Annotated in this window: 15 protein-coding genes; 2 read left to right on the forward strand and 13 right to left on the reverse strand. The window is 67.5% G+C overall.

All coding sequences use genetic code 11. From position 1 onward, the window contains the following. Positions 1 to 70 precede the first annotated feature (70 nt). Entirely contained in the window at positions 71 to 1,564 is a 1,494-nt protein-coding gene (locus CLV01_RS25795; protein WP_013800854.1) for an ABC transporter substrate-binding protein, read from the forward strand. 100 nt (positions 1,565 to 1,664) lie between these two features. Continuing rightward, positions 1,665 to 3,146 (forward strand): amidase, encoded by a 1,482-nt coding sequence (locus CLV01_RS25800; RefSeq protein ID WP_099732909.1) that lies wholly within the window; start codon positions 1,665 to 1,667, stop codon positions 3,144 to 3,146. Here the strand turns inward: CLV01_RS25800 and CLV01_RS25805 are convergent. The 13 genes from CLV01_RS25805 to CLV01_RS25865 all read right to left on the reverse strand — a co-directional run bounded on the left by CLV01_RS25805 (position 3,133) and on the right by CLV01_RS25865 (position 14,707). Further along, positions 3,133 to 4,146, reverse strand: coding sequence for a Bug family tripartite tricarboxylate transporter substrate binding protein (locus CLV01_RS25805; RefSeq protein WP_099732908.1), 1,014 nt, complete (start codon positions 4,144 to 4,146; stop codon positions 3,133 to 3,135). The two genes, CLV01_RS25800 and CLV01_RS25805, sit on opposite strands and share 14 nt — an antisense overlap. Positions 4,147 to 4,288: 142 nt before the next feature. After that, positions 4,289 to 5,314: an AraC family transcriptional regulator gene (locus CLV01_RS25810; protein WP_099732907.1), complete on the reverse strand. Its 1,026-nt coding sequence runs from the start codon at positions 5,312 to 5,314 to the stop codon at positions 4,289 to 4,291. Positions 5,315 to 5,372: 58 nt separating this feature from the next. Then, complete coding sequence (locus tag CLV01_RS25815) at positions 5,373 to 6,260, reverse strand: alpha/beta hydrolase (protein ID WP_099732906.1); 888 nt, start codon at positions 6,258 to 6,260, stop codon at positions 5,373 to 5,375. Positions 6,261 to 6,322: 62 nt separating this feature from the next. Next, positions 6,323 to 6,967, reverse strand: coding sequence for a LysE family translocator (locus CLV01_RS25820; protein ID WP_099732905.1), 645 nt, complete (start codon positions 6,965 to 6,967; stop codon positions 6,323 to 6,325). A 45-nt stretch (positions 6,968 to 7,012) separates the two neighbouring features. Continuing rightward, entirely contained in the window at positions 7,013 to 7,876 is an 864-nt protein-coding gene (locus tag CLV01_RS25825) for a DUF429 domain-containing protein (RefSeq protein ID WP_099732904.1), read from the reverse strand. 14 nt (positions 7,877 to 7,890) lie between these two features. Next, positions 7,891 to 8,772 carry an EamA family transporter gene (locus tag CLV01_RS25830; RefSeq protein WP_013800847.1) on the reverse strand — a complete coding sequence of 294 codons (882 nt, stop codon included), beginning with the start codon at positions 8,770 to 8,772 and terminating at the stop codon, positions 7,891 to 7,893. A gap of 105 nt (positions 8,773 to 8,877) precedes the next feature. Further along, complete coding sequence (gene folE / locus CLV01_RS25835; RefSeq protein ID WP_013800846.1) at positions 8,878 to 9,600, reverse strand: GTP cyclohydrolase I; 723 nt, start codon at positions 9,598 to 9,600, stop codon at positions 8,878 to 8,880. Positions 9,601 to 9,729: 129 nt separating this feature from the next. Further along, positions 9,730 to 10,503 carry an endonuclease/exonuclease/phosphatase family protein gene (locus CLV01_RS25840; protein WP_012207248.1) on the reverse strand — a complete coding sequence of 258 codons (774 nt, stop codon included), beginning with the start codon at positions 10,501 to 10,503 and terminating at the stop codon, positions 9,730 to 9,732. Positions 10,504 to 10,530: 27 nt separating this feature from the next. After that, a complete protein-coding gene (gene nudB / locus CLV01_RS25845) occupies positions 10,531 to 11,007 on the reverse strand; it encodes a dihydroneopterin triphosphate diphosphatase (protein ID WP_099735052.1) in 477 nt (158 codons plus the stop codon). Positions 11,008 to 11,015: 8 nt separating this feature from the next. Then, positions 11,016 to 11,831 (reverse strand): CsgG/HfaB family protein, encoded by an 816-nt coding sequence (locus CLV01_RS25850; RefSeq protein WP_099732903.1) that lies wholly within the window; start codon positions 11,829 to 11,831, stop codon positions 11,016 to 11,018. A 78-nt stretch (positions 11,832 to 11,909) separates the two neighbouring features. Further along, on the reverse strand, positions 11,910 to 13,712 hold the full coding sequence (aspS, locus tag CLV01_RS25855) for an aspartate--tRNA ligase (RefSeq protein WP_013800843.1): 1,803 nt from the start codon (positions 13,710 to 13,712) through the stop codon (positions 11,910 to 11,912). Between the two features lie 41 nt (positions 13,713 to 13,753). Then, entirely contained in the window at positions 13,754 to 14,377 is a 624-nt protein-coding gene (locus CLV01_RS25860) for a DUF502 domain-containing protein (RefSeq protein ID WP_012207252.1), read from the reverse strand. A gap of 18 nt (positions 14,378 to 14,395) precedes the next feature. Beyond that, positions 14,396 to 14,707: an FmdB family zinc ribbon protein gene (locus CLV01_RS25865; RefSeq protein WP_099732902.1), complete on the reverse strand. Its 312-nt coding sequence runs from the start codon at positions 14,705 to 14,707 to the stop codon at positions 14,396 to 14,398. Positions 14,708 to 14,881 lie beyond the last annotated feature (174 nt).

The raw sequence follows: 14,881 nt of genomic DNA on the forward strand, positions 1-14,881 counted from the left end.
GTAAAAACACTGCTGCAGGCCGCAGACAGCGGCCCGAGAACCATCTGCAAGAATTTCCGGAGACCTGTTCATGTTCAACCGCCGTTCCCTGCTGGCCAGCTCCGCTGCTGCCGGCCTGCCCCTGCTGATGCCCTGGCCTGCGCTGGCCCAGAGCCGCAAGGACAGCATCACGCTGGCGATGACGCTGGAGCCCCCGGGGCTGGACCCCACGGCCGGGGCCGCATCGTCCATCGGCGAGATCGTGCTCTACAACCTGTTCGAGACGCTGACCAAGATCAACCCGGACGGCAGCGTCTCGCCGCTGCTGGCCGAGAGCTGGGAGGTCTCGCCCGACCTCAAGACCTACACCTTCCGCCTGCGCAAGGGCGTGAGTTTTCAGAACGGCGAGCCCTGCAACGCCCACAGCGTGAAGTATTCCTTCGACCGGGCGGGCGACGACAAGAGCACCAACAAGGACAAGCGGACCTTCGCCTCCCTGTCCACGCGCGTGGTGGACGACCACACCGTGGTCGTGATCAACAAGGACATCGATCCCGACTTCCTCTTCGTGCTCGGCCAGGCGACTTCCATCATCGTCGAGCCCAAGAGCGCGGCCACCAACGCCACGCGTCCCGTGGGCACGGGTCCCTACCAGTTGGGCAACTGGAGCAAGGGCGCCTCGGTCACGCTCACGGCCTGGCCGCAGCACCGCATGGCCTCCGGCCTGCGCATTCGCCGCGCCAGCTTTCGCTTCATCTCCGACCCTGCGGCACAGGTCGCTGCGCTGCTGGCTGGCGACGTCGATGCCTTCCCGCGCGTGACGCCGCGCAGCGTGGCCCAGTTCAAGGCCAACGGGCGCTTCCAGGTCGTGGTCAGCGGCTCGCGCGCCAAGACCATCCTGGCCATGAACAACGCACGCAAGCCCCTCGGCGACGCGCGCGTGCGCCGCGCCATCGCCGCGGCCATCGACCGCAAGGCCGTGATCGACGGCGCGGGCGACGGCTACGGCCTGCCCATCGGCAGCTACTACGTGCCCACGGCCTTTGGCTATGTGGACACCACGGGCATCAACCCCTTCGACGTGGAAAAGGCCAAGGCGCTGCTGGCCGAGGCCGGCGTCAAAACCCCGCTGGAGCTGACCATGACGCTGCCGCCCACGCCCTACGCGCGCCAGGGCGGCGAGGTGATTGCCGCGCAGCTGGCCAAGATCGGCATCCGCGCCAAGCTGCAGAACGTCGAATGGGCGCAGTGGCTGTCGGGCACCTACACCCTCAAGAACTACGACCTGACGCTGATCTCCCATGTCGAGCCCTTCGACCTGGGCAACTTCGCCAAGCCCGACTACTACTGGGGCTACGAGTCCGCCCAGTTCAACGAGCTGTACGACAAGATCAAGAACGCCTCGCGCCCCGCCGACCGCTCGCGCCTGCTGGGCGATGCCCAGCGCCTGCTGGCCCAGGATTGCGTGCACGCCTTCCTCTACACGCCGCAATGGGTCACCGTGGCCAACAAGAACCTGCGCGGACTGTGGAAGGACATGCCCATCTTCGTCAACGATCTCTCGGCACTGTCCTGGGCCACCTGAACCGCGCACCGGCTGAGCCACAGGCGACAGGCGCGCCGGTGGCCCCGGTCCACACTGCGGCAGATCTGCCGCTGGAACCGCCATCCTCAAGGAAGCCGCGATGACTGGAACGACACAGGCCCTGCACGACCTACCCGCCCATGCGCTGCTGCGCGCCTACCGGGAGCGCAGCCTCTCGCCCGTCGAGGTCATGCACGAGCTGCTGGCCCATGTGCAGCGCTGGGAACCGGCCCTGGGCGCCACCTACCTGCTGCGCCCCGAGGCCGCACTGGCCCAGGCACGCGCCAGCGAGGCCCGCTGGCTGCGCGGCGAGCCGGCAGGCCTGCTTGACGGCGTCCCCGCCACGGTCAAGGACAACATCGCCACGCGCGGCGACCCCACCCCCGTGGGCACGGCCGCCATGCCGCAGGTCGCGGCCCCGCTGGATGCCCCGCCCGCAGCGCGCCTGCGCGAGGCGGGCGCCATCCTCTTCGCCAAGACCACCATGCCCGACTACGGCATGCTGTCCTCGGGCCTGTCCTCGCTGCACGGCAACACCTTCAACCCCTGGGATCTGGACAAGACGCCGGGCGGCTCCAGCGCAGGCGCGGGCGCCGCTGCGGCGGCCGGCTACGGGCCGCTGCATGTGGGCACGGACATTGGCGGCTCCATCCGTCTGCCCGCAGGCTGGTGCGGCATCTTCGGCCTCAAGCCCAGCCTGGGCCGCGTGCCCATCGACCCGCCCTATACCGGCCGCTGCGCCGGCCCCATGACGCGCAGCGTGGCCGATGCCGCGCTGATGATGCAGGCCCTGTCCCTGCCCGATGCGCGCGACAGCATGGGCCTGCCGCACCAGGACATTGCCTGGAGCGGCTTCGACATGGACCCCGCCCAGGTGCGCGGCCTGCGCATAGGCCTGCTGCTGGATGCCGGCTGCGGCCTGCCCCTGCAGCCCCGCGTGCGTGCCGTGGTGGAGCAGGCTGCGGCCTGGCTGGAATCGGCCGGCGCCCATATCGAGATCATCCAGCCCTGGCTCACCCGCGACATGCTCGACGGCCTCGACCATTTCTGGCGCATGCGCTCGCATGTGGAAATGCAGTCGCTGCCGGACGCCCAGCGCCGCGTGGTCCTGCCCTTCATCCGCGACTGGGCCGACAGTGCCGGGTCCATCACCGCCACCCAGCTGTTCGTGGCCAGCCAGCAATCGCACCTGCTGCGCGTGGCCACGGTGCGTGCCACGGCGGCCTTCGACTATGTGCTGTCGCCCGTGGCGCCCATCACGGCTTTCCCGGCCCACCTGCCCAGCCCCACCAACGACCCGCTGCGACCGCTGGAGCACATTGCCTTCACCGTGCCCTACAACATGTCCGAGCAGCCCGCCGCGTCCGTGCCCTGCGGGCATGACGGGCAGTTGCCCATCGGCGTGCAGATCGCGGGCCGGCGCTTTGACGACCTGGGCGTGCTGCGGCTCAGCCGTGTGCTGGAGCAGTTGCGGCCGCCGCAGCCTGCCTGGCCACAGCCCCTGCCGCCGGGCCGGGGCACTGGCGACAGCGAAGACGGGGCACAGGCGCGGGCACGCGCAGTGCCGGCTACTCCAGCCTGATTCCCGCATCCTTGACGATGCGCGCCCAGCGCGGCAGGTCGCGCGCCATGGCCGCTGACAGGTCCTCGGGCGTGCCGCCCACCGGGCGCAGCCCCATGGCCGCCAGACGCCCGCTGAGTTCGGGCGAGGCCACGATGCGCCGCACCTCGGCCGAGAGCTTGTCCACGATGGGCCGGGGCGTTCCCGCCGCCACGAAGGTGGCAAACCAGCCATTGGCCTCGAAGCCCGCCAGCCCCAGCTCGGCAAAGGTAGGCACCTCGGGCAGCGCCGGATGGCGCTGCATGCCGGTGATGGCCAGGATGCGGATCTTGTCGGACTTCAGGTGCGCATTGGCCGAGGACACGTCGATGAAGCCCGACGACAGCTGCCCGCCCAGCACATCGTTGACCAGCGGCGCCGCGCCCTTGTAGGGAATCAGCGCCAGATCCAGCCCGGCCCTGGCACGCAGCAGCTCGCCATGCATGTGCGAGGAGGTGCCGTTGCCGTAGTTGCCGTTGCTGTACTTGCCCGGATGGGCCTTGACCAGGGCGATGAACTCCTGCAGCGTCGTGGCCGGCACGTCACGCGGCACCACGAACAGGTCCGAGGACAAGGCCACCTGCGATACGGGGGCAAAGTCCTTGAGCACGTCATAAGGCATCTTGGCGTACAGCGCAGGCGCCTGGATCATGGCCGTTATCCCCAGCAGCAGCGTATAGCCATCGGGCGCCGACTTGGCCACCACATCGCCGCCAATGATGCCGCTGGAGCCCGGCCGGTTCTCCACCACCACGGGCTGGCCCCAGGCCTGGCTCAGTTGCTGGGCAATGATGCGGCCGATGATGTCCGTGCCGCCACCCGCCGGATAGGGAATCACCATGCGCAGCGGCTTGGATGGATAGGCACCGCCTGCCGGCTGTGCAAAGGCGATCGGCGATGCCGTTCCCAGGGCGGCACCCAGTGAGGCGCTGGCGGCGCATGCCAGCGCCGCCAGCAGGCAGCCGCGTCGGCTCGATTCCATGGCTTGTCTCCTTGTCCTTCGGTGCTCCGCCCTCGTTGGCGGGGCGGTGTGCCCTGCCGCAGTGGCAGGGTCCATGGACAGTGTGGCCACCGGGCCTTCAGCCACCAATCGCCGATCGTCTCAAAATGATTGGCAAAAAAGATCAGCGGCCGCGATGCTGGGCCTGCCGGTAAGCGCCCGGTGGCAGGCCGGTCCAGCCCTTGAAGGCGCGGTGAAAGGTGCTGGCCTCCGCAAACCCCACGCGGGCCGCGATGTCGGCCAGGGTCAGATCCGGGCGGTTCAGCAATTCGATGGCGGCGTCGCGGCGCAGGTCGTCCTTGAGGGATTGGAAGCCCAGGCCTTCGTCGCGCAGGCGGCGGCGCAGCGTCTGCGGTGTCATGGACAGCGCGGCGCCGACCTGCTCCAGCGAAGGCAGTTCCCCCGCCAGGTCTCGGCGCAGCAGGCGGCGGATGCGCTCGCCCAGTCGCGTGCGGTCGCGGTAGCGGATCACCAGGCCCATGGCCGCCTGGTCCAGGAATTCGGCCAGGCTCTCCGGGGTCTGCACCACGGGCAGCTCCAGCCAGCGCGCATCGAACTCCAGCCCCGTGAAGTCGCGGTCACGCTGCAGCGGCGCCAGGAACAGGCGCTGCGCCTCCGTGCCATACGGCATGCTGGCTCCGGCCGGCGCGCACACGCCCGTCAGCTCAATCCTGCGCGACACCAGCCAGGACATGACGCCATAGCCCAGAAAGCAAAAGGAACGCTCGGCATAGGCCAGCGGCGCATCACGCTCGCGCAGCGACACCATGGCGATGCGGGCCACGCCATCCACCACCTGCAGCCGGGGAGCGAAGTCGCGCAGCACCAGGCGGTAGAAACGCAGCCCGGCCTGCAATGCCTCGCCCAGCGTGCGGCAGGGCAGCATGGTGCGGCAGGCCTGGGCAAAACTGCCCACGGGCAGCGGATGGCGGCACAGGCCCCACAGCTCGTCACGGCAGACGCGGCGCAGCACGCGGATCAGCGCCGCGTACTGCGCCTGGGTCACGCGCGACAGCGGCGCCTCCAGCAGGGCCGGCGCAATGCCGGCGCGGCGCAGGATGGCTGGCACATCCATGCCATTGCGCTGCACGCCCTGCACGATCTGCAGGACCTGGGCAATGGCAATGGTGTGGGCCGTGGTCTGTGGCATGGGCTTGGTGGAGACGGCGTCAGATGGGCAGGTCAAGGCCTGCCAGCCATTGTCTCCATCAATGGCCCAGATATCGATCCAGGAATCCCAGCACCCGCAGCTCGTAGGGCTTGGGCGCGTAGTCGTACAGGTCCACATGCGCGGCGCCCTCCACCATCCACAGCGCCTTGGGTTCACGCGCCGCATCGAACAGCTCGCGCGTTTCTGCGGGCGTGGTGTGCCGGTCCTGCAGGCCGGCCGCGATCAGCACGGGAGCGCCCAGCGCCTTCACATGGTCGATGGGACGCAGTTGCGCCAGCTCCAGATGCAGGCGCAGCGGCAGCTGCCACGCCAGCAAGGGCGTGACCACGTCCGCCAGCCAGCCGATGTGCGCGCGCACGCGGTTGTCTATGGCCTGCCGGATGTCAGGGAACACGGACTCCAGCACCACCGCATCCGGCCCCGGCTCCACATGGGACAAAAGCAGGGCCGCGCCGCCCAGCGATGTGCCGATCACCGCCACCTTCTCGCCCGGCAGCTGCTGCCGCACATAGGCCATGGCGGCACGCACGCCTGCGCCTTCGACCATGCCGAAGCTGATGCGCTCGCCACTGCTTTCGCCGTGCGCGGGCAGGTCGATCAGGCAGACGGAGTACCCCTGCCGATGGAGCATGCGCGCACGCGCCAGCATGGCCAGCCGGTCTGCGTACACGCCGTGCAGCAGCAGCACGGCACCATGGCCCGGCTGCCCCTTGGCGAACCAGCCCCGGACCTGCCCGCCCTCGTCGGTGGGCAACTGCAGCGTCTGGACCGGCCAGTCCGCGGGCGGCGCGCCGACAGGCTGGTGGTCCGGCTGGCTCAACAGGCTGCCCACCAGCCAGGCCGCCGCCATCAGCAGGGCCAATCCGGACAATCCCGCCATCAGCAAGGCGGCAGGCCATGAAAGATTGCGCAATCGGGAAAGCATGGCGTGGACTGTGCCACGGCCCGGCCCTTGCGCCGTGGCCCCCAGCGAAAAGCAGAGTATTCCTAACGCTGCACCAGGGCCAGCCGCACGGCCATGCCCAGAAAGACCAGCCCGGCCACGCGGTTGAGCCAGTTCTGGGCGCGCACGGAGCGCTGAAGCAGCACGCCGAACCAGCCCGAACAGCAGGCGATGGCGCCGAACACCAGCAGCGCCGCCAGCATGAACACGCAGCCCAGCACCATCACCTGGGTGGCCACGCTGCCGCGCCCGGGGTCCGCGAACTGCGGCAGAAAGGCCAGGAAGAAGATCAGCACCTTGGGATTGGTGAGGTTCATCACCACGCCACGCACCACCCAGCGCAGCGCCCGTGCGGGGGTCAGCGGGTCGGCTGCGCCGGCCAGCGGCATCTCGCCCGGCCGGGCCACGGCGCGCAGCGCGCCCCAGGCCAGCCAGGCCAGATAGGCCGCGCCGCACAGCTTGATGGCGGTGAACAGCAGGGGCGATGCAGCCACCAGCGCCGCCAGTCCCAACGCAACCGCCGCCGTATGCACCACCAGCCCCAGGCACAGGCCCAGCACCACGCACAGGCCCACGCGCCAGCCGCGCTGGGCCGATTGCATGAGCACGAACAGGTTGTCAGGCCCCGGGCTCAGGCCCAGCAGCACGGCCACGCCAAAAAAGGCCAGCAGGGTTTCAAAGGTCGGCATCGCTTCTCTCTTTTTGATTCATCGCATGTTCCAGCGCGGCTTGGGTCAGGCTTGCGCCGTGACGATCCAGCCTTCCAGCGGGTCCAGGTCATGCGGCAACCCATAGAGCGCATCGCCCTGTGCATGGCGGGCCGCGGCCCAGGCGGCCTGCAGCATGCAGATCACGGCGTCCAGCCGGTCTCCGCTGCCGTCTGCCAGCAACTGGTTGCGGGTTTCTTCGGCGTCGATACGCAGGCGCAGCGCCAGCGGGTTGTCGCCGCTCTCCAGCGCCGCCAGCAATTGCACACGCGCCTGATGGCGTTCGGGCGTTTGCCGCACGGGTTCGTCGCTTTTGTAGCTGAGGCGCCCGATCACGGCGCGCGCCAGCATGCCCGGGTAGGCTTCCAGCGCCACGCGGCGCGCATCGCCTTCGCCGGGCGGCTGCAGGCCCGGCAGATGCACGCCGGCCGCGCGCAGCAAGGGCAGCCCGGCATGCAGCATGTAGGCCACGGGCGGGTTCACCCATTTCATGGAAGGGCTGGCACTGGCAGGCCCGTCCGTGGCGCGGTGCGCGAACTTGCCGCCTGCGGGCCGCGCCGCACAAAAGGCCTTGAACTGCTCGCGCAGGCTCTGGCGCGTGAGGCCGGCGTAGTGATCCATGCACGCCGCCCAGTCCGTGGGCCAGCCCAGTTGCTCCACCAGTTCGCGCGGCAGGCCGAAAGGCAGGTCGAATCCGCCCACCCAGGCCGACTGCGCCGACTGCGCCGAATCGGCGGGCCGGGCCAGCCAGGCGGCCCATGCGTCCAGCGAGGCGAACTCCAGCAAATCCTGCAGGACCACCGTGTCGCCAGCCAGCAGGTGGCCCAGGGCCATGGTGATGGGCTTGCGCGCCGTAGGCCGGCTGCTGAAATCGCAGCCCAGCACCCGCATTGCCGCCATGGCGCTCAGCCCAGGCCCAGCGCCGTCACGCCGACGGCAATGCACACCGCGCCCGCAATGCGCGCCAGGCGGTCGCCTTCGCGCAGCATGTGCCCGCCGATCAGCGCCGCGAACAGCATGGAGACTTCGCGCGCAGGCGCCACGTGCGACATGGGTGCATCCTGCATGGCGTAGAGCACCAGCACATAGGCGATGGGACTGATCAGCGCCACCAGGGCCGCGAAGCGCCACTGCGTGCGCCACAGGCTGCGCGCAGTGGGCAGGTCGCGCAGCACCACGGGAGCGAGCAGGAATACGCGCACGAAGTTGCCCATGTAGTCGATGAGGATGGGCGACATCAGCAGCATCTTCACGCCGTAGCCGTCCACCACGGTGTAGCTGGCGATGAAGGCGCCCGTCAGCAGGCCGTACCACAGGCCCAGCCGCAGCCGCTCGCGCGCTTCGGGGTCATGGCGTGCGCGCAGCAGGCCGGGGCCGCCCGCGATCAGGAACACGCCAACCACCACGCCGGCAATGCCCAGCACGCCCAGCGAGGAAATCTGCTCCCCCAGGAAGACCACCGCCACCATGGACGACAGCAGCGGCCCCGAGCCGCGCGCCAGCGGATAGACCACGGTGAGGTCCGCGCTGCGGTAGCCACGCAGCAAGGTCACGTAGTAGGCCACGTGCAGCAGGCCGCTGGCCAGCACCACCAGCCATTCGTTGCGGCCCCATGTGGGCACCACATCGCGCCCCACCCACCAGCCCAGCGGTGCCCAGATCACCATCATGATGACCGAGGTGAAGAAAGCGAAGCGCGAGTCGCCGCCCGCCTTCTTGGCCACGATGTTCCAGCCGGCATGGATGAGGCCGGCAATGATGATCAGGGCAAAGGCTTGCAGCGACATGGGCAGGTCCGGGGAAAGCGGGGCGTGGCGCGGGAAAGAAAAAAGGCCGCGCACTGCGCAGCCTGGGGTGTTGCTTGAGGCGTCCGGGGACGCCACCCCGGGGAGTTACCTGCGGCTGGACACCAGCGAGAGGAACTCGCGGCGCAGTTCAGGATTGGTGAGGAAGGCGCCGCGCATGACGGAGTTCAGCATCTTGCTGTCCATCTCGCGCACACCGCGCCAGGACATGCAAAAGTGCGAAGCCTCCATGACCACGGCCAGGCCGTCAGGGCGGGTCTTGTCGAGGATCAGGTCGGCCAGCTGGATGATGGCCTCTTCCTGGATCTGGGGGCGGCCCATGATCCAGTCCACCAGCCGCGCGTACTTGGACAGGCCGATGACATTGGTGTTCTTGTTGGGCAGCACGCCGATCCAGATCTTGCCGATCACCGGGCACAGATGGTGACTGCAGGCGCTGCGCACCGTGATCGGGCCGACGATCATCAGCTCGTTGAGGTGCTCGGCGTTGGGGAACTCGGTGATGGCGGGCTGCGCCACATAGCGGCCGCGGAACACCTCGTTGACATACATCTTGGCCACGCGGCGCGCCGTGGCGCGCGTGTTGTGGTCGTGCGTGGTGTCGATGACCATGCTGTCGAGCACGCCCTGCATCTTGTCCTGGACTTCGTCGAGCAGCAGCTCGAGTTCACCGGGCTCGATGAATTCGGAGATGTTGTCGTTCGCATGAAAGCGCTTTTGCGCCTGCTTCAACCGTTCGCGGATCTTGACCGAGACGGGGGTGCCCTCGGCCTGGCTGTCTTGTTTCATGTCGACTAGTTCTCTGAACATGGCTGGCATGGTAACAGCGAAACCCGCCGCATGGCACGCAAGGGATTTTCCACCCAAACGCAGGTTCTGCCCGCGCCGAAAGCTATCATTTCAATAGCAAAAGAATGGCTTGTGTGACAGAACCCGGGGCTAGAGGCGGAATTCGGCAATCAGCGGCAGATGGTCGGACATGCGCCACCAGATGCGTCCCTTGGGCACATGCAGTCCCAGCGGGGTGAGGCCGCGCACGTAGACATGGTCCAGCTGGGCCAGCGGCAGGCGCGAGGGATAGGTGGGCACGCTGGGCAATTCGTCGTACTCGTACAGGCCGAAACCGCCGAGCATGCGCTTGATCTGGCCACCCCAGTCGTTGAAGTCGCCCGCCACCACCACGGGCGCGCCGGGCGGCACCTCGCGCTCGATGAAGCGCTTGAGCTGGGAGACCTGGCGCACGCGGCTGCCGGGGATCAGGCCCAGGTGCACCACGATGGTGTGCACGCGCCGGTTCTGCACTTCCACCTCCACATGCAGCAGGCCCCGCTGCTCGAAGCGGTGGTCGGAGATGTCTTCGTGCTGGTGGCCCACCACGGGCCAGCGGGTGAGCAGCGCATTGCCATGCTCGCCATGGCGCGTGTAGGCATTGGTGCGGTAGACGGCCTCGTAGCCCAGGGGAGCCAGATACTCCGCCTGCGACACCTGGGGCCAGCGCTCGAAGTAGGCGGCCTCCTTGTGGTTCATCTTGCGCACTTCCTGCAGGCAGACGATGTCGGCATCGAGCTGCTCCACAGCGTGTCCCAGGTTGTGGATCTCCAGGCGGCGCACGGGACCCATGCCTTGCACGCCCTTGTGGATGTTGTAGGTCGCGACGCGCAGTATGGACGGGCCGGGGTCCACCTCGTGGGAGGATTTCACGTTGTCAGTCATAGGCGGTCAGGAACACAGGGATCGGGATCAGTCCAGCTCCAGTGAAGCGAATCGCGGCAGCATCAGGATGGCTTCCGCATTGGACGGGGAGTAGCAGCGCTCGGCAGCGTCATGCCAATGATGCCAAGCAGATGCGGTATGTTCCCTCGGATTCAAGAACACAGGGGTGTAGGACGGAATCCGCAGGCCGAAAACCCTCTCGCGGTTGTGCCATGCACCGGGCGCATAGCGGTGCTGCCAGGCCGGGTAGATGGTGTAGATGTTCTCCAGCGCCCAGTCCTGCAGCAGGCAGCCGGGCGCCTCGGGATCGATGCCGGTTTCTTCCCGCACCTCGCGCACTGCGGTCTCGCGCCAGGACTCGCCTTCATGGTCCTTGCTGCCCGTCACCGACTGCCAGAACTCCCCGCCCTCAGGCGCCGGTGCCGTGCGGCGCATCAGCAGCACCTGCCCGTCATCGCGGTAGATGACGACCAGCACCGATTCAGGGATCTTGTAGCCTGGCATGGCAGGCATCAGCCCTTGCCCTGGACCGCTTTGGTCGCCACGGGCGGTGGCAGCTCCTTGGCCTGCAGCGCGCGCACCTGATGCACGAGCTGGTTGTGCGCATCCAGAAAGGCGGCGGCGATGACCTTGCCCTCGTTGGTATTGCTCCAGCCCGCGCCCGCCGCGCCCAGGCGGCCCAGCACCATGCCGCCCACGCCCAGATCGGTGGTGCGGGCGGCGCCCGTGGCAGCGGCCACCTGCTCGGTGGTTTCGTTGTCCGACAGCAGCAGCGCGGTCTGCGCCTCCTTGAACTTGACCTGCTCGACCATGCCGGCCAGCCCCGCGATGTCCCGCAGCACCGGAATCATGGCAACCACGCCGGCCAGGCCCCGGCCCGCGTCCTGCTCGCTGAAGGTCAGGCTGGGCGTCAGCGTGTATTGCGCCTCATAGCCACGGCCCTTGCGCACCGTGGAGTTCTCGCGCAGTACGCCGGCGTTCTTCAGGTCCTGCTCCTGCACCGTGCCGCGCAGGCCCGCGCCCCGGTCCACCACACGAAAGCAGCCGCTTTGCTGGGCCAGCAGCTTGATCAGCGGCACGGGCGAGGCGGGCAGCTGGTAGCCCGACCCCATGACGTAGCCGTTGGGATTCTCGGCCAGGGCCAGCGTGGCCACGGGCGCGTCGCAGCGCACGAGTTCGCGCGAGCCATTGTTCGCGCCCAGGGGCCCGGCGGAGCCGGTGATCTCCGAGCCACCCTGCCCCAGCTCGGTCTTCTTTTCCCCGCAGCCGGACAGGCCCAGCCCTGCCAGCACAGCCAGCGCCAGCGATGCAATGCCTTGAAAACGCATGAAAGCTCTCCGCAAAAAGAAAAACGGCAGAAGCTGTGCCAGCTTCTGCCGTCCGTATCAAGCCGCCAGGCCCGGTCCTCAGCCCTGGGTGGCTGCCAGCGGGTTGCGCAGGCGGATGTGCAGCTCGCGCAGCTGCTTTTCGTCCACGGGCGAAGGTGCCTGCGTCAGCAGGTCCTGGGCGCGCTGGGTCTTGGGGAAGGCGATCACGTCACGGATGGAGTCGGCACCCGTCATCAGCGTGATCAGGCGGTCCAGGCCGAAGGCCAGGCCACCGTGCGGGGGCGCGCCGTACTGCAGCGCGTCCAGCAGGTAGCCGAACTTGGCGCGAGCGTCTTCGGGCGAGATCTTGAGCGCGTCAAACACCTTGCTCTGCACGTCGGCGCGGTGGATACGCACCGAGCCGCCACCCAGCTCCCAGCCGTTCAGGACCATGTCGTAGGCCTTGGCCAGGCAGTTGGCCGGGTCGGTGACCATGAGTTCCTCGTGGCCGTCCTTGGGCGAGGTGAAGGGATGGTGCACGGCCGCCCAGCGGTCGTTTTCCTCGTCGTGCTCGAACATGGGGAAGTCCACCACCCACAGCGGCGCCCAGCGGTTCTCGAACAGGCCGTTGGCCTTGCCGAATTCGCTGTGGCCCACCTTCAGGCGCAGCGCGCCGATGGAGTCGTTGACGATCTTTTCCTTGTCGGCGCCGAAGAAGATGAGGTCGCCGTCCTGTGCGCCCGTACGCTTGAGGATCTCGGCAATGGCCGCGTCATGCAGGTTCTTGACGATGGGAGACTGCAGGCCATCGCGGCCCTTGGCCACTTCGTTGACCTTGATCCAGGCCAGGCCCTTGGCGCCGTAGATCTTGACGAATTCGGTGTACTGGTCGATCTCGCCGCGCGAGATCTGCGAGCCGCCGGGCACGCGCAGCGCGACCACGCGGCCGCCCTTGGTCGTGGCGGGGGTGGAGAACACCTTGAAGTCCACGTCCTTCATGACTTCGGTCAGTTCGGTGAACTCGAGCTTGACGCGCAGGTCAGGCTTGTCCGAGCCGAAGCGGAAGGCCGCATCCTGGTACGTCATCATCGGGAACTCGCCCAGATCCACGTCCAGCTGGGTCTTGAAGACCTCGGTGATCATGCGCTGGAAGATGGCGCGGATTTCCTCTTCGTCCAGAAACGAGGTCTCGCAGTCGATCTGCGTGAACTCGGGCTGGCGGTCGGCGCGCAGGTCTTCGTCGCGGAAGCACTTGGTGATCTGGTAGTAGCGGTCGTAGCCGGCCACCATCAGCATCTGCTTGTACAGCTGGGGCGACTGCGGCAGGGCGAAGAACTCGCCATCGTGCACGCGGCTGGGCACCAGGTAGTCGCGCGCGCCTTCGGGCGTGCTCTTGCCCAGCATGGGCGTTTCGATGTCGATGAAGCCTTCCTTGTCCAGGAAGTTGCGCACCTGGATGGCCGTGCGGTAGCGCAGCATCATGTTGCGCTGCATGTAGGGGCGGCGCAGGTCCAGCACGCGGTTGGTCAGGCGCACGGTCTCGGACAGGTTCTCGTCGTCCAGCTGGAACGGGGGCGTGACCGAGGCGTTGAGCACGTTCAGCTCGTGGCACAGCACTTCGATCTGGCCGCTCTTGAGCTTGTCGTTGGTCGTGCCTTCGGGACGTGCGCGCACCAGGCCCTTGACCTGCACGCAGAACTCGTTGCGCAGGCCTTCGGCGGTCTTGAACATCTCGGCACGGTCGGGGTCGCAGACCACCTGCACATAGCCTTCGCGGTCGCGCAGGTCGATGAAGATCACGCCGCCATGGTCGCGGCGACGGTTCACCCAGCCGCACAGGGTAACGGTTTCGCCCATCAGGGCTTCGGTCACTAGACCGCAGTAATGGGAGCGCATGGCCATGATGAAAAGCTTCCTGCGCCCGGGATGGGCGCGACAGTTTGTTATTTGGATTCCGCGGGCAGTGTGAGATCCGGAGGAGTCACCACGCCCATCGAAACAATGTACTTGAGCGCGGCATCCACGCTCATTTCCAGCTCGATGCAATCGCTCTTGCGAACGATGACGAAATAGCCGCCCGTCGGGTTCGGCGTTGTCGGCACGAAGACGCTCAGGTATTCGTCACGCAGATAGGCGGCGACCTCTCCGCTGGGCGAGCCGGTGACGAAAGCCACGGTCCAGACGCCTTCGCGCGGCCACTGCACCAGCACGGCGGTGCGAAACGCATTGCCACTGTCCGAGAAGACGGTGTCGGACACCTGCTTGACGCTGGAATAGATGGAGCGCACCACGGGAATGCGGCTGACCACCGCATCGCCCCAGGAGACAAGCTTGCGGCCGATGAAGTTGCTGGCCGCAGCGCCAACCACCAGCAGGATCAGCAGCGTGAGCACCACGCCGAAGCCGGGAATGTGGAAACCCAGCAGTCGGTCCGGATGCCAGGCCTCGGGCAGGATGGCCAGCGTCTGGTCCAGCGTGCCGATGATCCAGTTGAGCACGCCCAGCGTGATCACCAGAGGAACAATCACCAGCAGGCCGGCGAACAGCCATTTGCGCAGAGCGGACATGAGAAATGCAAGCCTTGATTAATGGCCCGTGGAGGGTGCGGGAGCAGATGCGGGGGCCGCAGCAGGCGCAGTTGCCGCAGGTGCGGCAGATGTATCCGAGGCCGGGGTGTCTGCCGCAGGAGCCGGCGTGGCGGCGCTCTTGCTGCCGCTGTTCTTGAAGTCGGTCGCGTACCAGCCCGAGCCCTTGAGCTGGAAGCCGGCAGCCGTCAGCTGCTTGGAAAAGGCCTCGGCACCACAGGCCGGGCAGGTCGTCAGCGGAGCATCCGAGATTTTCCGCAGCACGTCCTTGGCATGACCGCAGGAGCCACACTTGTATGCATAAATAGGCATGGCGCTAATGCTTATACGAGAGAAGATGCAAAACTTTCGATTATAGGCATCCGCCCGATACTGCGGCTGCCTTGCCCCCAAAGGCCCAGGCCGGAGAGCCGCAAGCCGCATGCATCAGTCGGTACCTGATGGCCCGAAATGCAAAATGCCAGTCGCGCGGACTGGCATTCCATC

Source organism: Delftia sp. 60 (genome assembly GCF_002754395.1).
In the GTDB taxonomy this organism is placed as follows: Bacteria; Pseudomonadota; Gammaproteobacteria; order Burkholderiales; family Burkholderiaceae_C; genus Comamonas; species Comamonas acidovorans.